Below are 25,237 nucleotides of genomic sequence, written 5' to 3' on the forward strand. Positions count from 1 at the left end.
CATGGGCGGACCGCGGCTGCCTAGGCTGGGCGACATGGCCATCGACCTCGCATCCGTCTACCGCGACCTCCACCAGAACCCCGAGCTCTCCTTCCAGGAGCACCGCACCGCCGGCATCGTGGCCGAGGCGCTCACGGGCCTCGGTCTCGACGTGACCACCGGCATCGGGCGCACGGGCGTCGTGGGTGTGCTCGCCAACGGCGACGGCCCCACCGTGCTGCTCCGCGCCGACATGGACGGACTGCCGGTGCTCGAGGCGACGGGCTTGCCGTACGCCAGCACCGCCAGGGGAACCGACCACGAGGGAACCGAGGTCCCGATCATGCACGCGTGCGGGCACGACGTGCACGTGACCTGCCTGCTCGGTGCGACCGAACGCCTGGTCGCCGACCGCGACTCCTGGTCGGGCACGCTCGTCGCGCTCTTCCAGCCCGCCGAGGAGTTCGGCGGGGGAGCCGAGGCCATGGTCGCCGACGGGCTCTACGAACGGGTGCCCAAGCCCGATGTGGTGCTCGGCCAGCACGTCGCGCCGTTCCCGGCCGGGTTCGTCGGACTCCACTCGGGCGCGGCGATGGCGGGCGCGGATTCCCTCAACGTGCGCATCCACGGCACCGGCGGGCACGGCTCCCGCCCCGAGGCCACGGTCGACCCCGTGTACCTCGCCGCCTCCACGACGGTTCGCCTGCAGGGCATCGTCGCCCGCGAGGTCGCGCCGACGGATGCCGCGGTCGTCACGGTCGGCCGCCTGCACGCCGGAACCAAGAACAACATCATCCCCGCCGAGGCGACGCTCGGGCTGAGCGTGCGCACCTTCGACGAGTCCGTGCGCGCAAAGGTGCTCGGCTCGATCGAGCGGATCGTGCAGGCCGAGGCCGTCGCCGCGGGGGCGCCGAAGCCGCCCGAGATCACGTACGACGAGCGCTTCCCGGTGACGGTGAACGAGCCGGCCGCCACGGCACGCACCGCGGCCGCGCTGCGTGCCGCGATCGGCGACCAGCGCGTCATCGACCCGGGCGTTGTGTCCGGAAGCGAAGACGTGGGCGTCCTCGCGACGGCCGCCGGCGTTCCGCTCGTGTACTGGTTCCTCGGCGGGGCCGACCCGTCGCTGTTCGGCGACGCCTTGGCGACCGGGCGCATGCCCGAGGACATCCCCTCGAACCACTCGCCCCACTTCGCGCCGCTCATCGAGCCGACGCTCGAGGTGGGCGTCTCGACGCTCGTGGCCGCCGCGCGCGAGTGGCTCGGCGCGAGCTGACCCGGGGCGAGGTGACACGGCTCGAGCGCTGGCGCGCGGCTCAGGCGGTGGCGCCCGTGATCATCCACGTGGCGCCGCGCGCCCGCAGCGACAGCGTCACCGCGCGGGCGGCGAGGTAGCCGATCGCGAACGATGCGGTGAGCAGCGCGAGCGCCGTCGCACTCGGCAGGCCCGCGGCATCCGCCCACCAGATCGTGCCGAGCGCGAGCGGCACGAACACCGCGAGGTTCACGAGGCCGGTCCAGGCGAGGTAGCGGGCGTCGCCCGCGCCGATCAGCACGCCGTCGAGCACGAACACGAGGCCGCCGAGCGGGGCCGAGAGGCCGAGCACGACGAGCGAGGGCGGCAGCAGCGCCGCGACCTCGGCCGACGACGTGAACAGGGCCGGAAGCACCCACGCGGTCGCGATGACGAGCGCACCGAGCACGACGCCCGAGACCACGCCCCACTGCACGCATCGGCGCAGCACCGCCCGCACCTGCTCGACGTCGCCCTCGCCGAGGCCCTTGCCGATGAGCGCCTGCGCCGCGATCGCGAGGGCGTCGAGCGCGAACCCCAGCGTGAAGTAGATCGTGATCGCCACCTGGTAGGCGGCGAGTTCGTCGGGCCCGAGCGAGGTCGCCGCCCACGTCGCGAGCAGCAGCGCCGCGCGCAGGCTCACCGTGCGGAGGAACAGCCAGCCGCCCGACGTCGCACCGCGCAGCACGCCGGCATGGTGCGGCCACGGGCTCGCGCCCACTCGTGCCGTGTGCCGCGCGACGACCACGACGTAGACGAGCACCATGCCCCACTGGGCGATGACCGTGCCCACCGCCGACCCCGCGATGCCCCAGCCGAGCCCGTAGATGAAGACGAAGTTCAGGGCGATGTTCGCCGCGAACCCGATGCCCGCGACCCAGAGCGGCGTCGTCGTGTCTTGGAGGCCGCGCAGCAGGCCCGTGGCCGCGAACACGAGCAGCATCGCGGGCAGGCCGAGCATCGAGATCGACAGATATGCGGATGCCGCGGCCGCGACCTCTGCCGACGGCCCGAACACGCCGACGAGCCACGGGGTCGCGAACCACCCCAGCACCGCGAGCACGGCACCGAGCCCGGCCGCCAGCCACAGGCCGTCGACGCCCGCCGAGACCGCCGCCCGTTCGTCGCCCGCACCGAGCCTCCGCGCGACCATCGGCGTCGTCGCGTAGGCGAGGAACACCATGAGCCCGATGATCGTCTGCAGCACGGCGCTCGCGATGCCGAGACCGGCCAGCGGCGTCGCGCCCAGGTGCCCGACCATCGCCGTGTCGGCGAGCAGGAAGAGCGGCTCGGCGATGAGCGCGCCGAGGGCCGGCACGGCGAGCCGGAGGATGTCGCGGTCGACGGTGCGCGTCGGCTGCGACGGTGGGGCTGGGGGCGTGGTTTCGGCGTCCATGTGCGGAGTCGAGCCTATGCCGGGCCTCCGACGCGGCATCCGCCCGCTCGGAGGGTCGCGCCCCTGCTCGACGCCGGGGCGCGGCATCCGCTCATCGGATGTCGACGATCTCCTTGCCGAGCGGCGCGAGCGAGACCGGGATCAGCTTGAAGTCGGCGATGCCGAGCGGGATGCCGATGATCGTGATGCAGAGCAGCACGCCCGAGACGAGGTGGGCGATGGCCAGCCAGATGCCGGCGAGCAGGAACCAGATCACGTTGCCGATGAACGACCACGCGCCGCTCGTGGGCTTGGCGACGACCGTGCGGCCGAACGGCCACAGCGCGTAGAGGCCGATGCGGAACGACGCGATGCCCCACGGGATCGTGACGATGAGGATGCACATGATCACGCCGGCGGCGAGGTAGCCCAGGAACAGCCAGAAGCCCGAGAGCACGAGCCAGATGATGTTGAGCACGGTCGACATGCGCCGATTCAATCAGGTTCCGGATGCGACGGCTCGCTCGGTCACCCGGCTCACGCCTTGGGCGCGTCGCCCTCGTCGGCCGCCTGCTCGAAGGCGCGCTCCCACTCCTGCAGCTCGGAGCGCTTGCCGATGAGCCCGTCGAGGGAGACCTGGAAGTGCAGTCCGCGGCGGGCGTTCACCTGCTTGATGTTCTGCACGAGCTCCTCGGAGACGGCCGTCACGGCGTTGCGCACCTCGCGGACGCGCTCGTCGGGGTCGTCCCAGAGCTGGGGGTGCGTGAGGATGTCGAGCAGGTAGTCGCGGTCGAGCGCACCCGTGAGCCGGCGCAGGGTGGCGTCGAGCTCGATCGCGGCGAGCCCCCGCTGGTCGGCGCCGCTGCGCTGGTCGAGCCGGGTGAACAGCTCCTCGACGTTGGTCGCGATGCCGGAGATGTCGGTCGCGGTCTGGGCGGCCACCTGATTGCCGGTCGCGCCGACCTGCGCGTAGGAGGTGCTGAGCGATCGAAGGGTCGCGACATGCCGGCGGATGGCGTCGGGCAGCCGGGTGTCACGGGCGCCGAGCGCCCCGCGTCGCCTCGACCGGATCACGCCGAACACGGTGGCAGCCCCTGCGGCGATCACGGCCGCGCCGATCGCGAGGCCGAGCACGAGCGACCCGCCGCCGTCGGCTCCGCCGATCCCGGGGGTCGGTGCCGACGCCTCCTGCACGCCCTGCACGGTCTCGGTCAGGGCCGGGCCGAGTCCGCCGGCGGTCGACTCGGCCTCGTTCGCGATGCGCATGGCCTCGCCGGCGTCGAGCACGCCCGACCCGGCCGACAGGTCGCCGCCGACGGCCACGATGATCGTGTCGAAGTCGGTCGTCTGGCTCAGCTGGGTGACGATGTCGGGACCGGATGCCTCGAGCGCCGCGTTGTCGGAGAACACCGCGACGCCGATCGACGAGTCGCCGACCTGCGCCTGCAGCTGGCCCTGGAGCGTCGACGCGTCGGAGACCTCGGGCGAGACGTAGACCGAGCCGCTCTGCAGGGCGTCGGTGGCGTCGTCGATGTAGCCGCCGCTGTCGGCGAAGACCACCGTGAACGGCAGGAGGGTGGAGGGCACGGCGGCGAGATCGGAGGTGGCGGTGGGGTGCGTCATCCGTCGCCCTAGAAGTTGTTGATGACCGACGCGAACACGAGGTCGATCTTGGCGGGGTCGGAGGCGTCGAACCACTGCCCGCCGGTCGCCTCGGCGATGCGCTGCAGGGCGCCGGTGTCGGCCCCCTCGCCGTATGCGATCGGGAAGATGCGCACGGGGGCGTCGCCGCCGCCTTCGCCGCTCGACTTGCCGATCTTCGTGATGAGCGAGTCGATCGAGATCGACGAGTCGGTGTCCTGCCCGTCGGAGAGCACGACGATCGCGTTGATGCGGCCGGGCTCGGCGCGCGCGGTCATCTCTTCATAGGCGGCGGCGATCGCGTCGTAGAGCGGGGTGCCCTGGCGGTTCGCGTAGCGCAGGTCGGCGATCGAGGAGCGCAGCGTCTCGCCGTCGGAGCCGAGCGGTGAGACGCCGCGCAGCTCGATGAGGTTCTTGCCCGCGGCCGACTCGACATCGGTCGTGAACGCCCACACGCCGACCTCGTCGGTCGAACGGAAGTGGCCGAGCGTCGCCTGCGCGCCCTCGATGGCACCGTCGAGCTTCGAGCGGCCGTCGCCGATCGGGTCGTCCATCGAGCCCGAGACGTCGATGACCTCGAGCACCGACGACGGCTTGCGGATCTGCGTCCACTGGTCGAGCGCAGCCGAGACGACGTCGACGGCGGGGCGCGGCAGCGTGATCGCCGGACCGGCGGGGTCGACGCCGAACCGCTCGGTGAAGAGGTTGCCGAGCGGCACCGACTCGTCGAGCGGGCGGAATCCGTACAGCGGCAGGATGCTCTGCGCCGGTTCAGTGGCGAGGAAGTCGATGAACGCCGCGCCCGCGGTCGCCTGCGCCTCGGTGACCCAGTCGGCGCCCAGCACGGTCACGGGGTTGTCCGACCAGATCGAGCCGCCCGAGGGGTACACCGCGACGAGCTTCTCCTTCGGCGGCGTGAGGGTCTCGCCGGGCTGCACGGTGTGCGAGTCGGGGTTGCCCTGGTTGTAGTTCAGCAGGGAGGTCTCCTCGAGCGCGACGGCCGAGACGTAGCCCGACCCGCCCGAGCCGTTCTGCGTCTCGTCGTAGAGCGTGGTGAGCACCTTGCCCGTGGTGTCGCCGTAGTGGATCACGCACTCCTCGAACACGCGCGAGAACTCCTCGGCCGCGGCGACGTCGTCTGCCGTGAGGTCGGTCGTCTTGCCGGACGCCTCGTACGACTGCATGAGGATCGCCGAGAGGCCCGTGGTCGACGTGTTCGGGTTCGTCTTCGAGATCTTGAACGAGCCCCAGATCGGCTTGCCGACGCTTCCCCAGCCGGCGGGGTCGGCGCACAGCTTCTCGAAGTCGGCGATGCCGATCTCGGCGTCGGGCCAGCCGAGCGCCTTCGCCATCGTCTCGGGCACGCCGAACACGACGGGCGTGTGCGTGAACGACACGGGCTCGCCGACGAGGGACGGGGATGCCGCGGCCGCGACGCGCTCCGTCCACACCGTCGATGCGGGCGACCACAGGGTGGGCCAGCGGCGCGGGTCGTCATCGGGCCAGTCGCCGCCCGCGGTGAGGAACCGGGTCGCATCGCCGGAGGACACGTTCACGGGGCGCACGGTCGCGCACTCGTCGAGCGCGTCGTGCTCGGGCGACTCCTTGAACGCCTTGGCGAGGGCATCGAGCATGTTCACCTTCTCGGAGGAGGTCGCGACGACCACGCTCGTGCACCCGTCGTCGACGAAGTCGCCGCCGTCGGCGGTGCTGCCGTCGGAGGTGTCGCCGCCGAACGTGCATGCGCTCAGGGCGAGGGCCGCCACCGTCACGAACGCCATCGCGAGCGACGCGCGCGCACCCCGTTTCGAGGTCGTCGGGAACGGGAAGCGAGCGGCCGTGCGCCGCGGAACGGGTGCCATGGGAACAGGGTACGTCCCACGGGCACTGTGCAAGAGACCTCGAGTGCACTCGGTCCTCTGCAGAGCAGGATTCGCCCCTCCGGAACGGCGAAGGCCGGTCCCCTCGGAGTGAGGGGACCGGCCTTCGGGCGATCGGTCTATGAGTCGATCAGTTGGAGTACCACGTGAATTCGTTGCACCCGTACGCCTCGAAGTACTCGCCCTCGTAGACGTACCAGTACACGGTGCTGTCGTACGACTCCGTGTTCTCGTAGATGTCGCTGACCATGCCCGTCGGGGCGTTGAGCGCCGCCACGTAGCAGTAGTCGTTGCCGTACGAGACGTACGCGCCGGGCCTCACCATGGAGCCCACATGGGCGATGCCGTCGCCGGGCATGGTCCACGAGACGTAGCCGGTTCCGTCGAAGCGCACCCATGAGCCGCAATTGGAGGTCACCACGTAGCTGTCGTCGGCGAGGATGGTCATCATGCGGCGGCCGCTTCCGGCGTCGCCGCCGTAGACCGAGCTCTCCGAACCGCTGAGGTCGGAGAGCCTCCACCAACGGCAGTCGGCGGTGTTCGTCGCCGAGGTGAAGTACGTGCCGGGCTGGATGTCGATGCCGACGCGGTACACGCCGTCACCGCCGAGACTGGCGGGCCGCGGCGCGATCTTTCCCGTGTTCACGGTCACCCGCAGTGTCGTGTAGTTCGCCTTCGTGAACGTGACGACGACCGACAGCAGCTTGCCCGCGTCGATGTTTCCGAGCGTGTAGGTGGACGCGGTCTGCCCGCCGATCCGGCTCCCGAGGCGGTACCACTGATAGGTGGCGGTGGCGGTGCTGGGCCAGTACTTGCCGAGGTTCACCGTGAGCTTCGATCCGGATCGCTGCAGGCCCGAGATCGTCGGAGACGCGATGATCGTGCCGGCGGCGATCTTCGACGTTCCGGCCGTGGTCACCGCGACCTGGTTGTAGCCGGTCTTCGTTCCGGTCACCGTCGCGGAGATCGACGTGCCGAAGTCCGCCGTGGTGACGGCATAGGTCGCGCCGTTCGCGCCGGCGATGGCCACGCCGTTGCGGAGCCACTGGTAGGCGAGCTTGACGGGCGCCGGACCCCACGCGCCCGCGCTGACGGCGAGGGTGCCGCCGACGGCTCGGGAGCCCGACAGCTTCGGCGTTCCGGCCGTCAGCGTTCCGCGCGCGATCTTGGAGGTGCCGGCCGAGGTCAGGACGAGCTGGTTGTAGGCCGTCTTCGTGCCGGTGACCCTGATCGCGATCGAGGTGTCGCGGTCGCTCGGGGTGAGGACGTAGGTCGTGCCGGTCGCCCCCGCGATGGGCGCGCCGTCGCGCAGCCACTGGAAGGCGAGCTTGACGGGCGCCGGACCCCAGGTGCCCGCGGTGAAGCCGAGCGTGCCGCCGACGGCGCGCGTGCCCCAGATCTTCGGTGCGGGTGCGGTCAGCGTGCCCCGGACGACCGTGATCGGGAGCGACGTGCGGTTCGCCGTCGTGTAGGAGGTCAGTCGGCCGCTGACCGTGACGGACAGGGCCGTGCCCAGGTCGGTGGGGGCGATGGCGTACGTCGCCGCGGTGGCGCCGGCGATGGCGATGCCGTTGCGGCGCCACTGGTAGCTGAGCGCGGGCGCCGGGCTCCAGACCCCGGGAGCGGCGGTCACGGTCTGTCCGACGGCCACCTGGCCCGTCACGGTGGGATTCGGAGCCGAGCCGAACGAGCCGGTGGTGACGGCGGCGGTCGGTGCCGAGGTGAGCGTGACGCCGGTGTAGCCCGCGAGCGTTCCGGTCACCGTGACGGTGAAGGTCGCACCGAGGTCTGCGGAGGTGGGCGTGTACGACGAGCCGGTCGACACCGCGGCGTTGCTGCCGCTGCGCTTCCAGACGTAGGTGTAGGTCGTGCCGGGAGTCCAGTTCGGCGAGACGGTGAAGGGCGAGCCCACCTTGGCCGTGCCGACGATGACCGGCGTCGTGGTGGCGAGCGCACCCGCAGCGACCGGCGCGGTCGCGGCCGACGACGTCGTCGCCGAAGTCCAGCCCTGCCGGGTCGCCGTCACCGAGACCGTGAGCGCCGAGCCGGCGTCTTCGGGAACAGGCGTGTACGTCGCCGCGGTCGCATCGGCGATCGCGACTCCGCCGCGGTTCCACTGGTAGCCGAAGGCGAGGCCCGAGACGTTCCACCCGCCCGGGTCGGCCGTCAGGGTCGACCCGATGGCCGCGATGCCCGCGATGGTCGGATCCGCGATCGCGGCGACGGCGGCAGGGAGGAGTCGGATGTCGACCGGCGCGGCGGCAACGCCCCCCGTGACGACGACGCCGTCGAGGATCTCGGGCTGTGCGGAGAGGGAGGGAGCCCAGGTGCGGAGGGTGTCGGACGGGGGCGTGCAGGCGTCGGCGCCGACGGCGTAGGTGCCGTCGGCCAGGGCCGTGACGGTGTACGCCCCGGCCGCGTCGGTGCGGACCTCGGGGGTGAGTTGGACGGGCGACCACGCGGTGCCGTCGAAGGTCTCGACGGTGATGCAGAGGTCACCGGCGGCTGCGCCGGCCGGGTCGGTCACCGTGCCGGTGATCGAGGCGACGGAGGTGGGCGGTTCGACGTCGTCGGCGAACGCGGGCGCACCGGGCAGAAGGGTCGCGAGCAGGAGCGCGGCGGTGGTGGTCGCGACCACCGATGCCCGTCGACTGCTGTGGGAAATGGACAAGGTTCTCCGTTCTGGGGAGTCGGGTTGATAGAGCATAGTCAGGCGCCGGAACCCCGGATGACCGTATTCCACAGCGCCCCCTCGAAGTGGGGGCAGGAATCCTTACTCCGAACGCACGCTGCGAGTGCGCCATGAGTCGCGCCGGCGGCATCCGCTCGTCGGTGCACCGACATAGGGTGGAATGCATGACCGACGTCTCGCTCACCTCCGGCATCGTGCACGACGAACTCGACGATGCGGTGCGACCGCAGGACGACCTGTTCCGTCACGTCAACGGCAAGTGGATCGCGCGCACCGAGATTCCGGCCGACAAGGCGCGCTACGGCTCGTTCATCGTGCTGCACGAAGAGGCCGAGCAGGCCGTGCGCGAGATCATCCAGGAGTCGCAGGCGGCGGAGCCGGGCACCGAGGCGCGCAAGGTCGGCGACCTCTTCGCGAGCTTCCTCAACGAGGAGCGCGCGAACCTGCTGGGCGCGACGCCCATCGCGGGCCAGCTCGGCGAGGTGTCGCTCGTGAGCTCGGTGCCGAGCTTCCTCGAGACCCTCGGTCGCCTCGAGCGCCAGGGCGTCTCGGGCCTGGTCCAGCTCTTCGTCGACAACGACCCGGGCGACCCCGAGCGCTACCTCGTGTTCGCCGAGCAGGGCGGCATCGGCCTGCCCGACGAGAGCTACTTCCGCGAGGAGCGGTTCGCGCCGATCCGCGAGGCGTACCTGGCGCTGCTCGAGCGCATGTTCAGGCTCGCCCGCCTCGACGACCCGGCGGCCAGCGCCCGGCGCGTGTTCGACCTCGAGACCGAGATCGCGGCCGCCCACTGGAACAACGTCGAGACCCGCGACAGCCACAAGACCTACAACCTGTACTCCTGGGCGGATGCCGCGGCCGCCGCCGGGGGCACCTCGACCGTGTTCGACCTCGCCGTGTGGCGCGACGCCATGGGCGTGCCCGAGGGCGCGTTCGACGAGATCGTGCTGCGGGAGCCGTCGTTCGTCGAGGCGCTCGGAGCGCTCGTCACCGAAGACCGCCTGCCCGCGCTCAAGGACTGGCTCGCCTGGCAGATCATCCGCGCGAACGCGGCGTACCTCTCCGAAGACTTCGTCGAGGCGAACTTCGACTTCTACGGCCGCACGCTGAGCGGCACCCCGCAGATCCGCGAACGCTGGAAGCGCGGCGTCTCGATCGTCGAGGGCGCCATGGGCGAGGCCGTCGGCCGCATCTACGTCGAGCGGCACTTCCCGCCCGCCGCCAAGGGGGCGATGGACGAGCTCGTCGCCAACCTCATCGAGGCCTACCGCCAGTCGATCACCTCGCTCGAGTGGATGGGCGCCGAGACGCGCGAGCGGGCGCTCGACAAGCTGGGCAAGTTCACGCCGAAGATCGGGTTCCCGGTCAAGTGGCGCGACTACTCCACGCTCGAGATCGTCGCCGACGACTTGGTCGCGAACGTGCGCGCCACCGCAGAGTTCACCTTCCTGCGCGAGATCGGCAAGCTCGGCAAGCCGATCGACCGCGACGAGTGGTTCATGACCCCGCAGACCATCAACGCGTACTACAACCCGGGCTTCAACGAGATCGTGTTCCCCGCGGCCATCCTGCAGTTCCCCTTCTTCGATCAGGGTCGGGATGCCGCGGCGAACTACGGTGCGATCGGCGCCGTCATCGGCCATGAGATCGGCCACGGTTTCGACGACCAGGGTTCGAAGTACGACGGCGACGGGCGCCTCACCGACTGGTGGACCGAGGCCGACCGCTCGGCGTTCGAGGAGCGCACGAAGGCCCTCATCGAGCAGTACGACGCACTCGTGCCGGCGCAGCTCGTCGGCGAGGGCGCGACCGCGGGTTCCGATGAGTCGGAGGCCTCGGAGCAGCACGTTAACGGCGCCCTCACGATCGGCGAGAACATCGGCGACCTGGGCGGGCTCGCCATCGCCTGGAAGGCCTACGTCATCTCGCTCGACGGCGCCGAGCCGCCCGTGATCGACGGCCTCACCGGCGTGCAGCGCTTCTTCCTGTCCTGGGCGCAGGCCTGGCAGCAGAAGGGTCGCGACGCCGAGGTGATCCGCCTGCTCGCGATCGATCCGCACTCGCCGAACGAGTTCCGCTGCAACCAGATCGTGCGCAACATCGAGGAGTTCTACACTGGGTTCGATGTCACTCCCGATGACACGCTCTGGCTCGACCCGGCCGAGCGCGTGACCATCTGGTAGGCCAGCCGCCCCACCGGCTCATCCGACCCCCGTCCGACGCATCCGTGCGCGCGGCCCGCTGAGGCTCGCACACCGATCAGGCCCAGAAAGACCGTGCTAGCAACGTGGTGACGCCGTCGCAGGGATCCGAGCGAAGAGCGCGCCATTCCAACGTGCACCGGGGCAAGCACCGGGGCGTCGAACCGGCCGAGAGCTTCGCCCGCGGCTTCCAGGCCCTGAGCGATCTCGCGCTCGCCGGGGTGCAGGTCACGGCCCGCGCGACCGACCTCGCGACCGGCAAGGAGCTGTTCTCGGTCGACGACCACGTCGTCATGCCGACCGCATCGATCGGCAAGGTGCTCCTGCTCGTCGAGGTCGCCTCGCGCCTGACGGGCACGAGCGCCGAGTCGTTCACGGTGCTCGACCGCGCGCCGCGAGACGCCGTCGGCGACTCGGGCATCTGGCAGCACCTGCAGTCCCCGTCGTTGCCGCTGGCCGACCTCGCGGCCATGATCGGCGCGACGAGCGACAACCTCGCCACGAACGTGCTGCTCCGCCACGTCGGCCTCGAGGCCGTGCGCGCCCGCACCGAGGCGCTCGGCCTCACCCGTACCGCGCTGCTCGACCTCGTGCGCGACCACCGAGGCCCCGACGACGCCCCGCAGCTCTCGATCGGCTCGGCGAAGGAGCTCACGTGGCTCTTCGCCTCGCTCGCGCGCGGCGAGATCGTGAGCCCCGAGGTCTCGCAGCGGGTCATCGGGTGGCTGTCGCTCAACTCAGACCTGTCGATGGTGGCGAGTGCGTTCGGCCTCGACCCGCTCGCGCACCGCACGCCCGATCACGGCGTGCTGCTCGTCAACAAGACCGGCACCGACGGCGGCGTGCGCAGCGAGGTCGGCGTGCTGCGCGGCCCGCGCGCGAGCGTCTCGTACGCCGTCTCGACCTACTTCGCCGACACCGGCCTCTCGTCGCGCCTCGCAGTGCTCGACGGCATGCGCGCGGTCGGCATGGACCTGCTCGAGTACGTGCACTGACCGTCCACGGTCGAGGTGGCGCGCAGCGCTACTCGACCGGTGATCCGGGCGGGCGCGGCAGCGCGGCGAGCAGCGCGATGCCGTCGACCACCGCGGTGGCGGTCTCGGGGGCCTTCAGGATCCTGAAGTGCCCGACCGCGGCGACCTGCACGTTCGTCGCCCCGTCGAGCACGCTGCCCTCGGGCACGTGGGGGTCGAACACGCCGAAGACAGACACGATGCGGCCGTTGACCGTGGCCGAGCCGCCGAGTCGCACGATGGTCTCGTCGGTCGGACGGAGGTCCCGCATGGTGCGGTTCACGAACATCCGGGCGTAGCGGGAGCCGGCGAACGGCGTGCAGATCGCGACGACGCCGAGCACGCCGACGTCGGGCGCCGAGGTCGGGTCATCGGCAGTCCCGACGTCGGGCGGCCCGCCCGCGGCATCCGCCCGCTCCGACCTGGCGACCGCCGCGGCATCCTGATCGATGAGCACGTGCTTGCCGACGAGCCCGCCCTTGCTGTGCGCGACGATCACACGCCCGGCGGTCGGCGTCGGCTCGGCCGCGAGGGCTGCGATGGCGCGCGCCGCGGTCTCGGAGACGGGGATGCGGTTGGTGCTCAGTCCGCGCACGACGCGCACCCGATGGCCCGCCCGGTTCAGGGCGTTGCCGAGCGGTCGCATGAACGTCCAGTGCTCGTAGACGCCGGGCAGCAGCACGACCTGGGGGAGCTCGTCGTCGCCCCGCCGCCAGGCCCGCGAGCGGCGGTTGCCGCGGATCATCGCGAGCTGGCGCCATCCGGCGTAGAGCTCGTCGAGCAGGGTCCACTTCACCAGGGTGAAGACCGAAGGGCGCCCGCTCGACGCCGACATCAGTCGATGGCTCCGGATGCCGCGAGCCGCCGCAGCACGTCGGCCCCCGCCGGCGGACACCGGTCGATCTCGGCGGTGGTCACCCAGTGCAGGGCGCCGACCTCCGCGGACGCGGCGGGCGCGGCATCCGTCTGCGCATGGAACACGCGCATGCGCACGAGGCGGCCGTCGGGCTCGCCGTGGGCCTGCGTCACGACCTCGAACAGCTCGACGAGCTCGTCGGGGTCGAGTTCGAGCGCGACCTCCTCGTAGGCCTCGCGGGCGGCGGCCTGCGCAGGCGTCTCGCCGGGGTCGATCTTGCCGCCGGGCATGTAGAAGACGTCGCGGCCGCGGGCCGTGACCATGAGCACCCGGCGGTCGCGCACGAGCGCGATCGCGGAGACGAGGAGGTCTGGCAGCGTCATCCGCTCCAGCCTAGGTCTCGTCGTCGCCGACGGCCGTTACGCTGGCGGCACTGCCGAAGACGCGAAGGGTGAGGCGATGAGCGACGACGAGCGGGGATTCGGGCGGGCGACGCAGTCCGAGGTGTACCGGGCCGGCCTCTCGGGTGATCGCCCGAAGGTGCCCGTCGACGTGGCCGCGCTCGAGGTCGCGGCGAAGAAGACGCTCTCGGCCGAGGCGTTCGCGTACCTCGCGGGCGGCGCCGGGGCCGAGGCGACCATGGCGGCGAACCGAGCGGCCTTCGACCGCTGGCGGGTGTGGCCGCGCGTGCTCCGCGACGTGTCGAGGCGCGACCTCTCGATCGAACTGCTCGGGCGTCGCCGGCCGACCCCGTTCGTGCTCTCGCCCATCGGCGTCGCCGAGATGGCGCACCCCGAGGCGGATGTCGCGGTCGGCCGAGCCGCGGCGACGCTCGAGGTGCCGTACGTGCTGTCGAACCAGGCGTCGCGACCCATGGAGGAGGTCGCCGCGCAGATGCGCGACGCGTCGTTCTGGTTCCAGCTGTACTGGAGCAGGTCCGATGAACTGAACGCGTCGTTCGTGCGCAGAGCCGAGGCGATCGGGTGCGAGGCCGTCGTCGTGACCCTCGACACGTCCCTGCTCGGCTGGCGCACGCGCGATCTCGACGTCGCCTACCTGCCGTTCACGCGCGGCCTCGGCATCGCGCAGTACACGAGCGACCCCGTGTTCGCCGACCTCGTGCGCGACCGGGTCGCCGCAGGAGGCGCGGCCGGACCGAAGCCGCGCGTCACGCCGACCCTGCTCGCGTCGGCGCTCTCGATCGCCCGCTCGGGGTCGCACACGATGCTCGTCGACGGCGGGGTCGCCGAGGCGCTGCGCTCGCCGCTGCCGCGTGCCGCGGTCGAGACGTTCCTCGACGTGTTCTCGGACCCGTCGCTCACCTGGGACGACCTGGCGAGCCTGCGCGAGTGGACGACGCTCCCGATCCTGCTGAAGGGCGTCATGCACCCCGCGGATGCCGCACGAGCCCTCGACCTGGGCGTCGACGGACTCGTCGTCTCGAACCACGGCGGGCGCCAGGTCGACGGCGCGGTCGCGACGCTCGACGCCCTGCCCGGCGTGCTCGAACGGGTCGGCGGGCGCATCCCCGTGATCCTCGACAGCGGCGTGCGCGGCGGAGCCGACGCGTTCAAGGCGCTCGCGCTCGGTGCCACGGCCGTCGGCATCGGCCGCCCGTACGCCTACGGGCTGGCCGTCGCCGGAGCCGAGGGCGTGCGCGAGGTCGTGCGCAACCACATCGCCGAGCTCGACCTCACCATGGGGCTCGCCGGTCGCACCACGATCGACGCCATCGGCCGCGACGCGCTCGCCCCGGCGCCGGTCTGACGTCGGCCGGGGGTCTTGTCCCGGTTCGAGCCCGATCGATAACGTGATCCGGGGGCGCCGCCTGCGGGCGCCGGAGCGGGGGCTCGATGAACATCCTGGCGCTGCCGATCATCGACGGCCCGGTGCCGTGGGTCGTGTACGCGATCGCGATCGCCTTCGTGCTCGTCCTGCTGATCAGGCGTCCGACGGGCCGCTGGGTGATCACGGCACTGCTCGGCATCCTGATCGGCGGTGCGCTCGGCCTCGGGATCTTCCTGCTCGCCAACGCGCTCGACCTCGTCGACTCGCAACTGCCCGTCGAGGTCGGCTACTGGGCGATCGCCGTCTTCGCGGCGATCGGGCTCGCCGTCGTGAACCTCTGGCGTTCACGGGTCTGGCGCAAGGTCGTCGCGTCCCTCGCGATCGTGTGGTTCGCGATCACCGGCGTCATCGGCGTGAACGCGTTCTTCGGGCTGAACCCCACCCTCGGGTCCCTGTTCGGCGTCTCGAGCCAGGGGCAGATCGCCATCCCCACCGATGGGCCCACCGCGAGCCCGACCGGACCGCTGTACCAGTCGTGGAAGCCGCCGGCCGGCATGCCGAAGCAGGGCGAGCAGGGCACCCAGGAGATCCCCGCCACCGCTTCGGGATTCGACGCGCGCGATGCGGGCATCTACCTGCCGCCCGCGGCGCTGGTCGACTCGCCGCCCCCGCTGCCGCTCGTGATCATGATGATGGGGTTCCCGGGCAACCCCGACCCGAGCTACATCGGGGGAGTGCTCGACACCTTCGCAGCGCAGCACGACGGGCTCGCGCCGATCGTGATCGTCGCCGACCAGATCGGCGGCGACGGGCAGACGACCGACCCGGCCTGCGCCGACTCCACCACCTACGGCAAGGCGGAGACCTACATCACGACCGACGTCGTGAACTGGGCGCGCGCCAACCTGAACATCATCGACGACCCGACGTCGTGGGTGGTGGCCGGGTACTCGAACGGCGGAGGCTGCGCGATCAAGTACATCGCGCAGGACCCGACGCTGTTCCGCAACGTGCTGTCGGTCTCCGGCGAGGAGTTCCCCGGATCGGAGGACCCCGACTCCGTCATCTCGCAGGTGTACGGCGGAGACGAGGCCGCGTTCGAGGCGTCGAAGCCGATCAACATCATGCAGGCCGCCGCGCCCGGCACCTACGACGGCGTGACGGCGGTCTTCACCGCGGGCAGCGAGGACGGCGGGTACGTGGCGAGCCAGCAGGAGATCGCCGCGGCGGCGGCGGCGGTCGGGATGACCGTCACCAACTACGTGATCCCCGGGGCCGGCCACACGGGCGACGCGCTCACCGACGGCCTCACCGAGGGGTTCACGGTGCTGTATCCGGTGCTCGGACTGTCGGCGCCCTGAGTAGGAGGAAGCCCCGAGTCGGCGGCGCCCTGAGTAGGCGGCAGCCCGAGTCGGGCGGCGGCCGGAGTCGCGTGGCAGCCGAAGTCGCGCGGAGCCGCGAAGCGCCCGCGGCTACTCGGCCGCGGGTTCCTCGGCGGCGGGCGGCTCGGCCTCCGGCGGCGCCTCCAGCCCGAGGCGCGGGTAGAGCACCGTGAAGCCCTTCTCGAGCCCGCCCGTGAGGGTCGTCGCGCCGTGGTCGCCGTGGGGCACCTCGTAGAACGTCGTCGTCATGCCGGCGGAGGTCGCGGCATCCGCGAGTCGCTGCGTGCCGGGGATGTACGCGCTGTCGAGCTCGCCGACGGCGAAGATCGCGGTCGAGTCGGGATAGGGCGCCTTCGCCGCCATGATGTTCTCGGGCTTCACCGCGTCGTACGCGGCCTGGTCGCCGAGGAACACCTCCCGGAGCGTCTCGCTGCGGTGCTCGACGCCCGCGTACTCGGTCGGGGAGATCGCGAGGATGTTGCCGAAGGCCTCCGGGTACTTCGCACCGAAGTAGGCCGCGCAGCCGCCGCCGTTCGAGTATCCCGCGACGGTCGTGTACTGCGCGCCCTGGAGCACGTTCAGGTGCAGCCTCGCCCACGGCAGCACGTCCTGCATGACGTAGGTCTCGACGGCGCCGCGGTCGCTGTCGAGGCAGAGCGGGTCCGCGGTCGGGTCGCCGAGCTGGTCGACGACGAGGGCGATCGGCGCGAGCCCGCCGTTGTCGGCGGCGAATCCGTCGAGCGTCTCGGCGATGAAGCTCGCATCGGGCGTGCCGGGCTGACCCATCATCATGATCACGAGCGGCAGCCGGGGCGGGTTCTCGACGAGTGCCGCGGGCGGCAGGTACAGTTCGGCCGGCCGCGCCGCGAAGCCCGAGACCGTGTTCGGCACGGCGGGGTCGGGCGTGCCGGTCTCGCCCTTCGACGGCATGCCCTCCGGTGCGGTCCACGTCGAGTACAACGGCTCGGCCGGGTCGGCGGGCGGGGGGTCCACCCCGGGGTCGCGGATGTCGATGGGCTTCGCGGTCGAGACCCCCAGCAGGTCTCCGAGCGTGCGGTCGATGCCGTACGACGCGTTGATGCCGAGCACCGCGGTGACCACGAACACCGGGATCGCGAGCACCGCGATGAGCTTGCGCCACCACCTGGATCGCCACAGGTTCCACACGGCGAGCAGGCAGGCGCCCGACGCGCCGGCGACCCACAGCCACGCGGCATCCGCCACCGGACCGCCGAACAGGTCGAGCACGTGCACCGCCGCCCAGAACAGGGCGCCGCCGATCATGGCGCCCACGATGAGCACGATGAGCGCCGTCAGCGCCCAGCCGATGGACGCCTCGCGGCCGAGCAGGTAGAGGAACAGCACCGCGGCCACGACGTAGACCGTGATCAGAACCGGCCCCTCGACGATCACCAGATCGAGCACTGCCTCGGGCATGTCGCCTCCCCGCCCCCCGACGATGGCCACAGCGTACTCGTACCCGGGCGGCCAACGTAGGATGGTGGCACCGTTTCTTCCGGGCCGATCGGCCCGAACTCTCGACCATTGGAGCCACCGTGGCCGCTGCCAGCCGTCTCGAATCCGTCATCGCCCTCGCTCAGCACCGGGGCTTCGTCTTCCAGGCGGGCGAGATCTACGGCGGATCCCGGTCCGCCTGGGACTACGGCCCCCTCGGCGTCGAGCTCAAGGAGAACATCAAGCGCCAGTGGTGGCGCTACATGGTGCAGAGCCGCGACGACGTCGTCGGCCTCGACTCGAGCGTGATCCTGCCCAAGGCGGTCTGGGAGGCATCGGGTCACGTCGACGTCTTCACCGACCCGCTCATCGAGTGCCTCAACTGCCACAAGCGGTACCGCGAAGACCACCTCATCGAGGCCTACGAGGAGAAGAAGGGCCGCGCACCCGAGAACGGCCTCGCCGACATCGTCTGCGCCAACTGCGGCACCCGCGGCCAGTGGACCGAGCCGCGCGCGTTCTCGGGCCTGCTCAAGACGTACCTCGGCGTGCTCGACGACGAGTCGGGCCTGCACTACCTGCGCCCCGAGACCGCGCAGGGCATCTTCGTGAACTTCGCGAACGTGCTGCAGGCGGCCCGCATGAAGCCGCCGTTCGGCATCGGCCAGATCGGCAAGAGCTTCCGCAACGAGATCACGCCGGGCAACTTCATCTTCCGCACGCGCGAGTTCGAGCAGATGGAGATGGAGTTCTTCGTCGAGCCCGGCACCGACGACGAGTGGTTCGAGTACTGGCTCGACCAGCGCTGGAACTGGTACGTCGACCTCGGCATCGACCCCGAGAACATCCGCCGCTTCGAGCACGCCCAAGAGAAGCTGTCGCACTACTCCAAGCGCACCGTCGACATCGAGTACAAGTTCGGCTTCACGGGCAGCGAGTGGGGCGAGCTCGAGGGTGTCGCGAACCGCACCGACTTCGACCTGTCGACGCACACGAAGCACTCCGGAAAAGACCTGTCGTTCTTCGACCAGTCCAAGAACGAGCGCTGGACCCCGTACGTCATCGAGCCCGCGGCGGGCCTGACCCGCTCGCTCATGGCCTTCCTCGTCGACGCGTACCACGTCGAAGAGGTGCCCAACGCGAAGGGCGGCGTCGACAGCCGCACCGTGCTGCGCCTCGACCCGCGCCTCGCGCCCGTCAAGGTCGCCGTGCTGCCGCTCTCGCGCAACGAGAAGCTCTCGCCGCTCGCCCGCGAGCTCGCCGCGAACCTTCGCAAGAACTGGAACGTCGACTTCGACGACGCCGGCGCCATCGGCCGCCGCTACCGTCGCCAGGACGAGATCGGCACCCCGTTCGCGATCACGGTCGACTTCGACTCGCTCGACGACGACGCGGTGACCGTGCGCGAGCGCGACACCATGGCGCAGGAGCGCGTGCCGCTCAGCGAGCTGCAGGCCTACCTGGGCGCCCGACTCGTCGGAGCCTGACGGCCGGCCGGCTCCGCCGGCCTTGTCGGTCGAGTAGGCGCGTCAGCGCCGTATCGAGACCAGCCTCCGATCGATTCGGAGCTGGTCTCGATACGCTCCGCTACTCGACCGGCGAAATCCGCGCGGTCCGTTCGGCCCACTCGCGGCGCAGCACCCCGTACATCGCGGTGTCCTGCCACTCGCCGTCGTTGTACTCCTCTTCGAGGATCGTCGCCTCGCGTCGCATGCCGAGCCGTTCGCACAGGGCCGCGGATGCCGCGTTGCGGGCGTCGAGCAGCGCGTGCACGCGGTGCGCGCGCAGCGTGTCGAACGCGACGGCCATCACGGCGGCGGCCGCTTCGCGCGCGAGCCCCTTGCCCTGGAAATCGGGGTGCACGACCCAGCCGATCTCGATCTGCGCGTGCTCGACGCGGTCGGCGCGCAGCATGATGTCGCCGATCACGCGGCCGCCGTCGCTCGCCGAGTCGGACGAGTCGTCGTCGACGGCGGCAGCCGCGGCATCCGTTCGGGGCAGGCGCGGCATGCGCGGTTCGCCGGTGAGCGCCATGGCGAAGAAGATCGCATCCCCGTCGTTCTCGAGGCGGCGCAGGCCTGCACGCTTCGCGGTGTGCTCGCCGGCTTCGCGGCGATCGCGCTCGGGCCAGGGGATGTAGCGCAGCACCTCGGGCAGGCGCTGGTACTCCCAGACGTCGTCGGCGTCGGAGGTCTCGAGCGGGAGCAGCACGAGTCGCTCGGTCGTGATCGGGGCGAACGGCGGGTCGTCGACGTCGAACGGCAGTGCGAGATCGGGCGGGCCGTCGAACGAGGTCACGACGCGTCGGCCCGACGGCCGGGCGCGTCGAGGTCGCCGGAGGCCGTGCCTCGGGCGATGGACTCGTCGGGTGCGGCGGTGACGCCGAAGATGGCCTCGAGGCCGTCGATCCAGGACTGCTGGTCGCCGTTGCGGGCGAGCTCGCGCGAACGCACCATGGGCGTGTGCAGCAGCACGCCGGCCATGTGGCGCAGGGCGGCCTCGGTGCGGCCGTCGTCGTCGCCGCGGGAGGCGGCGCGCTCGATCTCGGCGTCGAGGATGTCGAAGACGTGCTTGCGCAGCGCGACGACGGCGGGCGCGAGGCGCTGCTCCTCGCCGCTGTCGCCGAACGCACGGGCGTCGCGCATGACGATGGCGCGCGCGGCGTCGGTCGCCCCGAGCTCTTCGAGGGGTGCGTGGATCTTGATGGTCTCGAGGTCGAGCAGCTCGACGCCCGGCAGTTCGACGACATCGGGCGCGACGTTGCGCGGCAGGCCGAGGTCGATCACGAGCTGACGGATGCCGCCGGCCGGCGCTTCGACGACGAGGCCGATGCTCGGCAGCGTGCCGACGCGGGCCAGGTCGCCGGCGTGCTCGGTGCGGCCGGCCTCGAGCAGGGCACGGTCGACGACGTGGTGCTCGACCGTGGTGCAGGTGACGATCACGTCGACGGTGGCCGCCGTGACGGCGAACTCGTCACGGGCGACGGCGTCGATGCCGTGTCCGGTCGCGAACTTCTCGGCGCGGCCCGAGGGCGAGTAGACGCGCACGTCGGTGGCGCCGCGGTCGCGGAGGGCGGCGAGCGAGGCTCCCGCGAAGCGGCCGGTGCCGACGAGCAGCACGCGGGCCTGCGCCCAGTCGGTGACGCGGCTCTCGGCGAGGTCGAGGGCGAGGCGAACGAGCGAGCGGCCCTCGCCGCCGAGCTCGGTCTCGTTCTTGACGCGGCGCGAGGTCTGCGACGCACGCTGGAAGAGTCGCTCGAGTTCGGGGGTCGTGGTGCCGTCGCTGCGGGCCTGCTCGAGCGAGCGCCGCACCTGACCGGCGATCTCGCCCTCGCCGACGACGACCGACTCGAGGCCGGACGCGACCGAGAAGAGGTGCCCGGCGACGGCGTTGCCGTGCACGAAGCCGAACGTGCTGCGGAGTTCTGCAGCGTCGAGCCCGGCGACCGCGCCGACGGCTCTGACCGCTTCGTGCACGACCTCGACGGGCGACGACCCCTCGGGGGCGGCCAGGTCGAGGTAGGCCTCGAAGCGGTTGCAGGTGGAGATGACGACCGCGCCCTGCAGGGCGTCGTGGCCGTCGAGAATGCGCGGTGCCGCCTGGGTGGAGCTCGCCGAAAGACGCTCGAGCATGTCGAACCCGGCGTTCTTATGGCTCGCAGTGAGACAGATGAGCACCCGGAGATTCTACTCGCAGCGAGATGGTGGTCTGCCCAGTGCGGTTCCTGAACGCCGCAGGGGTGCGTCAGCCGCGGTGGGCGGCGAGCATCTCGGCCGAGATCACGGGGATCGGCGCGGTCAGCGGCGGCACCTCGAGGCCCTCGGCGGCGAGTGCCGTGCGGTGCCTCGCCTTCCAGTCGCGCACGATGGCGAAGAACGCGGCATCGGAGAGCGCGTACCGGCCGAGGCCGCGCGCGGCGAACACGATCGGCAGTTCGACGCTGTTCTTGTGGCGGCGCACGCGCAGCACGAGCACGGACACGACGGTCGTGCCGATGACGACCGAGTCGGCACGGATGTTGCGCACCTCGCGCCACGGGTAGGCGTCGACGCGGCGTGGGCGCCGGTGCCCGCCGTCCCAGAAGGCGACGCCGAGGTCGTCGACCGCGACCGAGTAGCGGCGGCTGAGGTGCACGGGGGCGGCGCCGTCGATGCGGAGCTCGTTCATGCGCGGCACGAGCTCTGCGGTGCGGATGCCGCAGGCGGGCGCCGTGTTGAACGACCCTGCGAGCGCGGTGCTGCGCGCGGTGCTGCGCGACGCCCGCGCGAGGGCGACCGTCGCGTACACGACCGCAGCCGCGAGGGCGAGCCCGCCGAGGAACAGGGGCAGGCGTTCGGGCGTGGAGACGACCGGGAGTCGTACCACCAGCCTGTCGACGACGGGCGCCGCCGCGACGAGCGCGGCGACGAGGAGGGCTGCCGCGACCGCGACCGCGGTCGTGAGGCTCGTGCGGTGGCGTGCGTCGGCGTTCATCGGCGAAGCTCCGTGAGGACAGGCATCGGGGTGGACGACGTGCCCTGCCCGCCGGATCCGGCGTACTCCGGACGTCGGTGCGACGCATCGAAGCGCTGCACCGCACGACCGATTTTCGGCGCGGGGGACACAGGGGGGAACACGAACAGGGACACGTCGTCGAGTACTCCGTGGGGGGCGGAGGCACGCCACCTAGGGCGCGTCGCCGTGCGAGGGGGCGCACAACGAGACTGACTGTAGCGCCGTTCGCCCCTCGAATGTAAGGGGGGTCAACGAACCCGTGGAAAGTCGGCGCCGATTGCTCATCTGCGCACCGCCGACGGCCCGCCCTGCTCGGTCGACGGGCGGCCCGCACGAGCTCCCAGCCCGATACGCGACAATGTGACCCGTGATCCTCTCCGCGCAGCATCCCCTGTCCGCCGGCCTCACGGGCGACTCGCGTCTCGTGCGTGCATATAGAGGAGAGCGGGCCGACACCACGCCCGTCTGGTTCATGCGCCAGGCCGGCCGATCGCTGCCCGAGTACCGCGACCTCCGCGTCGGCACGCGCATGCTCGACGCGTGCCTCGACCCGGCCATGGCGAGCGAGATCACGCTGCAGCCGGTGCGCCGCCACAAGGTCGACGCGGGCATCTTCTTCAGCGACATCGTCGTCCCCCTGAAGCTGGTCGGCGTCGACGTCGAGATCCAGCCGGGCCGGGGGCCCGTCTTCGGCCGGGGCTACGCGGATGCCGCGGGCGTGGCCGAGCTGACGGCGATCGATCCCGCGCGGCTCGACGAGACATCCGCCCCCATCACCGAGGCCGTGCAGCGCACGATCGCCGAGCTGAACACGACCGACAACGGGTCGGGCACGGCGACGCCGCTCATCGGCTTCGCGGGTGCGCCGTTCACCCTCGCCGCGTATCTCGCCGAGGGCGGTCCGTCGAAGGACCACCTCGCCGCCCGGACGCTCATGCACGCCGACCCGGGCGCGTGGCGCGCGCTCATGGAGTGGACCGCCGAGCTCACCGGGCGGTTCCTGCGCACGCAGGTGCTCGCCGGGGCATCCGCGGCCCAGCTCTTCGACTCCTGGGCCGGTGCGCTCTCGCTCGCCGACTACGAGACGCACGTGGCGCCCGCCTCGGCGAAGGCGCTCGCGCACGTGCACGACCTGTCGTACGAGGTGACGGATGCCGCGGGCACGCGTTCGACCCGCGACGTGCCCGTCGTGCACTTCGGCGTGGGCACCGGCGAGCTGCTCGGCGCCATGCACGGCATCGGCGTCGACGCGGTCGGTGTCGACTACCGGGTGCCGCTGGATGTCGCGGTCGCCCGCATCGGCGAGGGCGTGCCCCTGCAGGGCAACCTCGATCCAGCGCTGCTCGCCGCCCCGTGGCCCGTGCTCGAGGCCGCGGTGCGCGACGTGCTGCGCCGGGGCACCGCCGCTCCCGCCCACGTGTTCAACCTCGGTCACGGCGTGCCACCCGAGACCGATCCGACCGTGCTGACGCGCGTCGTCGAGCTCGTGCACGAGGCGGGCGCATGACCGACCGCGGCGCGACCGACGGAGGTGTCGTGCTCGAGCGCCGCACCGCCGACGTCGTGGTGGTCGGCGGAGGCATCGCCGGACTCGTCGGGGCGCTGGAGTGCGCCAAGATCGGCCTGAAGGTCACGCTGCTCGAGCGCCGCGACGTGCTCGGCGGCTGCGTCGGCCGCATCGAGCTCGACGGGCTCACGATCGACTCCGGCGCCGAGTCGTTCGCGACGCGCGGGGGAGCGGTCGCCGAGCTCATCGCCGAACTCGGGCTCGGCGACGCCGTCGAATCGCCGAACCCCGCGGGCGCCTGGCTCGTCTGGCCTGCGGCGGGCAAGCTCGACGCGGCGCCGCTGCCGAAGACGGGCATGCTCGGCATCCCCGCGAATCCGCTCGGCGACGACGTGCGCCGCATCATCGGCTGGAGCGGCGCGAGCCGCGCGTACCTCGACCGGCTGAAGCCGATCCTCCGCATCGGCCGGGCGCACAGCCTGGGCAAGCTCGTGCGCGAGCGCATGGGCGACGCCGTGCTCGACCGCCTCGTGACGCCCATCTCCGCGGGCGTCTACTCGACGAATCCCGACGACCTCGATCTCGACGTCGTCGCGCCGGGCCTCAACGAGGCGATGACGCGCATGGGCTCGCTCTCGGGCGGCGTCGGCCAACTGCTCGAGGAGCGCAAGGCCGGCGGAGCCGTGCAGGGGCTCGCCGGCGGCATGCACACGCTCGTCGACGCGCTGCTCGGGCAGCTCGACCGGTTCGGCGTCGAGGTCGTGACCGGCGCCGACGTCACCGCGCTCGCGCGCACCGACGGCGGCTGGCGCACGACCGCGACGGTCGCGGGCAAGCCGGGCGTCGCGACGGACGGTGCCGCGATCGACGCGACGGTGCCGGTCGGCGCACTCGCAGACTCCGCCGATGCCGCCTCGACGCTCGTGGTCGACTCCCGATTCGTGCTGCTCGCCTCGCCGGCACCGGCCTCGCGCCACCTGCTCGTCGAGGCGCTCGAGGGGTGGGCCGAGGTCTCGGACTGGCCGGCCGCGGCATCCGTCGAGATCGTGACGCTCGTGCTCGACGCACCCGCGCTCGACGACGCCCCGCGCGGGACCGGCGTGCTCGTCGCCGCCGGCACCCCCGGAGTGACCGCGAAGGCGCTCACCCACTCGACCGCGAAGTGGTCGTGGCTCGCCGATCGCACCGACGGACGCCACGTCGTGCGCCTCTCGTACGGGCGCGCCGGAGAGCAGAATCCGCTCGACGACCGCTCCGACGCCGAGGTGCGTACGATCGCCCTCGCCGACGCCTCGGCCCTGCTCGGCGTCGAGCTCGACGACGCCGCGATCCGCGCCCTCGGCCGGGCGAGCTGGCGAGACGCCCTCTCGCAGGCCACGCTCGGGCAGCGCGACCGGGTGCGTGCACTCGAGGAGGCGCTCGCCGCGGAGCCCGGCATCGAGGTCGCCGGTTCATGGGTCGCCGGCACCGGCCTCGCGTCGGTCGTGCCGCACGCCGTCGCGGCCGCCGCCCGCATCCGCCACCTCGCCGTCGGCCCGACCGGCGGCTCCGCGGTCGACCCTACCGTCGACCCCGGCGCGAACGCATAGCCGGAACGGCATACTTTCGACGCAACCCCCTTGCGCGAGCCGGTGCGGGGTCTACGCTGGAATGACGTCGGTCGCACAACGCGCTGTGGGG

The 25,237-nt window shown here is 71.8% G+C and carries 19 protein-coding genes; 8 read left to right on the forward strand and 11 right to left on the reverse strand.

The genetic code is table 11. The features are described 5' to 3' along the window. Positions 1–34: 34 nt before the first annotated feature. On the forward strand, positions 35–1,255 hold the full coding sequence (locus GQR16_RS06155; protein ID WP_157414251.1) for an amidohydrolase: 1,221 nt from the start codon (positions 35–37) through the stop codon (positions 1,253–1,255). Positions 1,256–1,295: 40 nt separating this feature from the next. On the opposite strand, the gene GQR16_RS06160 is transcribed toward GQR16_RS06155, so the two are convergent. The 5 genes from GQR16_RS06160 to GQR16_RS06180 all read right to left on the reverse strand — a co-directional run bounded on the left by GQR16_RS06160 (position 1,296) and on the right by GQR16_RS06180 (position 8,807). Then, the gene (locus tag GQR16_RS06160; RefSeq protein WP_157414252.1) at positions 1,296–2,669 is read right to left on the reverse strand and encodes an MATE family efflux transporter; all 1,374 of its coding nucleotides are present in this window, start codon (positions 2,667–2,669) and stop codon (positions 1,296–1,298) included. A gap of 91 nt (positions 2,670–2,760) precedes the next feature. Then, entirely contained in the window at positions 2,761–3,135 is a 375-nt protein-coding gene (locus GQR16_RS06165; RefSeq protein ID WP_157414253.1) for a YccF domain-containing protein, read from the reverse strand. Between the two features lie 50 nt (positions 3,136–3,185). Next, positions 3,186–4,271 (reverse strand): hypothetical protein, encoded by a 1,086-nt coding sequence (locus GQR16_RS06170; protein WP_157414254.1) that lies wholly within the window; start codon positions 4,269–4,271, stop codon positions 3,186–3,188. 8 nt (positions 4,272–4,279) lie between these two features. Next, the gene (locus GQR16_RS06175) at positions 4,280–6,151 is read right to left on the reverse strand and encodes a substrate-binding and vWA domain-containing protein (RefSeq protein ID WP_246200572.1); all 1,872 of its coding nucleotides are present in this window, start codon (positions 6,149–6,151) and stop codon (positions 4,280–4,282) included. 148 nt (positions 6,152–6,299) lie between these two features. Beyond that, entirely contained in the window at positions 6,300–8,807 is a 2,508-nt protein-coding gene (locus tag GQR16_RS06180) for a carboxypeptidase-like regulatory domain-containing protein (protein ID WP_157414255.1), read from the reverse strand. A gap of 218 nt (positions 8,808–9,025) precedes the next feature. Between GQR16_RS06180 and GQR16_RS06185 the strand changes: the two genes are divergently transcribed. After that, a complete protein-coding gene (locus tag GQR16_RS06185) occupies positions 9,026–11,044 on the forward strand; it encodes a M13 family metallopeptidase (protein ID WP_157414256.1) in 2,019 nt (672 codons plus the stop codon). Positions 11,045–11,148: 104 nt separating this feature from the next. Next, positions 11,149–12,057 carry a serine hydrolase gene (locus tag GQR16_RS06190; RefSeq protein WP_157414257.1) on the forward strand — a complete coding sequence of 303 codons (909 nt, stop codon included), beginning with the start codon at positions 11,149–11,151 and terminating at the stop codon, positions 12,055–12,057. Positions 12,058–12,085: 28 nt separating this feature from the next. Here the strand turns inward: GQR16_RS06190 and GQR16_RS06195 are convergent, their stop codons facing one another. Together GQR16_RS06195 and GQR16_RS06200 are read right to left on the reverse strand one after the other, a co-directional pair. Next, positions 12,086–12,910: a lipase family protein gene (locus GQR16_RS06195; protein WP_211373452.1), complete on the reverse strand. Its 825-nt coding sequence runs from the start codon at positions 12,908–12,910 to the stop codon at positions 12,086–12,088. Beyond that, positions 12,910–13,314: an NUDIX hydrolase gene (locus GQR16_RS06200; RefSeq protein ID WP_157414258.1), complete on the reverse strand. Its 405-nt coding sequence runs from the start codon at positions 13,312–13,314 to the stop codon at positions 12,910–12,912. The genes GQR16_RS06195 and GQR16_RS06200 overlap by 1 nt, the downstream gene beginning before the upstream one ends. A 76-nt stretch (positions 13,315–13,390) precedes the next feature. Here GQR16_RS06200 and GQR16_RS06205 point away from each other — a divergent pair, with 76 nt between their 5' ends. Further along, the gene (locus GQR16_RS06205) at positions 13,391–14,698 is read left to right on the forward strand and encodes an alpha-hydroxy-acid oxidizing protein (protein WP_157414259.1); all 1,308 of its coding nucleotides are present in this window, start codon (positions 13,391–13,393) and stop codon (positions 14,696–14,698) included. Between the two features lie 86 nt (positions 14,699–14,784). Beyond that, a complete protein-coding gene (locus GQR16_RS06210; RefSeq protein WP_157414260.1) occupies positions 14,785–16,080 on the forward strand; it encodes an alpha/beta hydrolase-fold protein in 1,296 nt (431 codons plus the stop codon). A 111-nt stretch (positions 16,081–16,191) separates the two neighbouring features. Here the strand turns inward: GQR16_RS06210 and GQR16_RS06215 are convergent, their stop codons facing one another. Then, entirely contained in the window at positions 16,192–17,538 is a 1,347-nt protein-coding gene (locus GQR16_RS06215) for an alpha/beta hydrolase (protein ID WP_157414261.1), read from the reverse strand. A gap of 119 nt (positions 17,539–17,657) precedes the next feature. Here GQR16_RS06215 and GQR16_RS06220 point away from each other — a divergent pair, with 119 nt between their 5' ends. Then, a complete protein-coding gene (locus GQR16_RS06220; protein ID WP_157414262.1) occupies positions 17,658–19,043 on the forward strand; it encodes a glycine--tRNA ligase in 1,386 nt (461 codons plus the stop codon). A gap of 100 nt (positions 19,044–19,143) precedes the next feature. Here the strand turns inward: GQR16_RS06220 and GQR16_RS06225 are convergent, their stop codons facing one another. The 3 genes from GQR16_RS06225 to GQR16_RS06235 all read right to left on the reverse strand — a co-directional run bounded on the left by GQR16_RS06225 (position 19,144) and on the right by GQR16_RS06235 (position 22,029). Next, positions 19,144–19,854: a GNAT family N-acetyltransferase gene (locus GQR16_RS06225; RefSeq protein ID WP_170298427.1), complete on the reverse strand. Its 711-nt coding sequence runs from the start codon at positions 19,852–19,854 to the stop codon at positions 19,144–19,146. Beyond that, positions 19,851–21,233, reverse strand: coding sequence for a glutamyl-tRNA reductase (locus tag GQR16_RS06230; protein WP_157414264.1), 1,383 nt, complete (start codon positions 21,231–21,233; stop codon positions 19,851–19,853). The genes GQR16_RS06225 and GQR16_RS06230 overlap by 4 nt, the downstream gene beginning before the upstream one ends. 67 nt (positions 21,234–21,300) lie before the next feature. Next, positions 21,301–22,029, reverse strand: coding sequence for a hypothetical protein (locus GQR16_RS06235; RefSeq protein WP_157414265.1), 729 nt, complete (start codon positions 22,027–22,029; stop codon positions 21,301–21,303). Positions 22,030–22,417: 388 nt separating this feature from the next. Between GQR16_RS06235 and hemE the strand changes: the two genes are divergently transcribed. Next, a complete protein-coding gene (gene hemE, locus GQR16_RS06240; RefSeq protein ID WP_246200574.1) occupies positions 22,418–23,557 on the forward strand; it encodes a uroporphyrinogen decarboxylase in 1,140 nt (379 codons plus the stop codon). Then, positions 23,554–25,146: a protoporphyrinogen oxidase gene (hemG, locus tag GQR16_RS06245; RefSeq protein WP_157414266.1), complete on the forward strand. Its 1,593-nt coding sequence runs from the start codon at positions 23,554–23,556 to the stop codon at positions 25,144–25,146. Before hemE ends, hemG begins: the two co-directional genes overlap by 4 nt. The last annotated feature ends 91 nt before the right edge of the window (positions 25,147–25,237 follow it).

The sequence above is a fragment of the Agromyces allii genome (genome assembly GCF_009749385.1).
GTDB classification, from domain to species: Bacteria; Actinomycetota; Actinomycetes; order Actinomycetales; family Microbacteriaceae; genus Agromyces; species Agromyces allii.

What these genes read in the sequence shown, in the direction of transcription:
- GQR16_RS06155 (WP_157414251.1), top strand. Translation starts at nt 35, where the DNA reads ATGGCCATCGACCTCGCATCCGTCTACCGCGACCTCCACCAGAACCCC.
- GQR16_RS06160 (WP_157414252.1), bottom strand. Translation starts at nt 2,669, where the DNA reads ATGGACGCCGAAACCACGCCCCCAGCCCCACCGTCGCAGCCGACGCGC.
- GQR16_RS06165 (WP_157414253.1), bottom strand. Translation starts at nt 3,135, where the DNA reads ATGTCGACCGTGCTCAACATCATCTGGCTCGTGCTCTCGGGCTTCTGG.
- GQR16_RS06170 (WP_157414254.1), bottom strand. Translation starts at nt 4,271, where the DNA reads ATGACGCACCCCACCGCCACCTCCGATCTCGCCGCCGTGCCCTCCACC.
- GQR16_RS06175 (WP_246200572.1), bottom strand. Translation starts at nt 6,151, where the DNA reads ATGGCACCCGTTCCGCGGCGCACGGCCGCTCGCTTCCCGTTCCCGACG.
- GQR16_RS06185 (WP_157414256.1), top strand. Translation starts at nt 9,026, where the DNA reads ATGACCGACGTCTCGCTCACCTCCGGCATCGTGCACGACGAACTCGAC.
- GQR16_RS06195 (WP_211373452.1), bottom strand. Translation starts at nt 12,910, where the DNA reads ATGTCGGCGTCGAGCGGGCGCCCTTCGGTCTTCACCCTGGTGAAGTGG.
- GQR16_RS06200 (WP_157414258.1), bottom strand. Translation starts at nt 13,314, where the DNA reads ATGACGCTGCCAGACCTCCTCGTCTCCGCGATCGCGCTCGTGCGCGAC.
- GQR16_RS06205 (WP_157414259.1), top strand. Translation starts at nt 13,391, where the DNA reads ATGAGCGACGACGAGCGGGGATTCGGGCGGGCGACGCAGTCCGAGGTG.
- GQR16_RS06210 (WP_157414260.1), top strand. Translation starts at nt 14,785, where the DNA reads ATGAACATCCTGGCGCTGCCGATCATCGACGGCCCGGTGCCGTGGGTC.
- GQR16_RS06215 (WP_157414261.1), bottom strand. Translation starts at nt 17,538, where the DNA reads ATGCCCGAGGCAGTGCTCGATCTGGTGATCGTCGAGGGGCCGGTTCTG.
- GQR16_RS06235 (WP_157414265.1), bottom strand. Translation starts at nt 22,029, where the DNA reads ATGAACGCCGACGCACGCCACCGCACGAGCCTCACGACCGCGGTCGCG.
- hemG (WP_157414266.1), top strand. Translation starts at nt 23,554, where the DNA reads ATGACCGACCGCGGCGCGACCGACGGAGGTGTCGTGCTCGAGCGCCGC.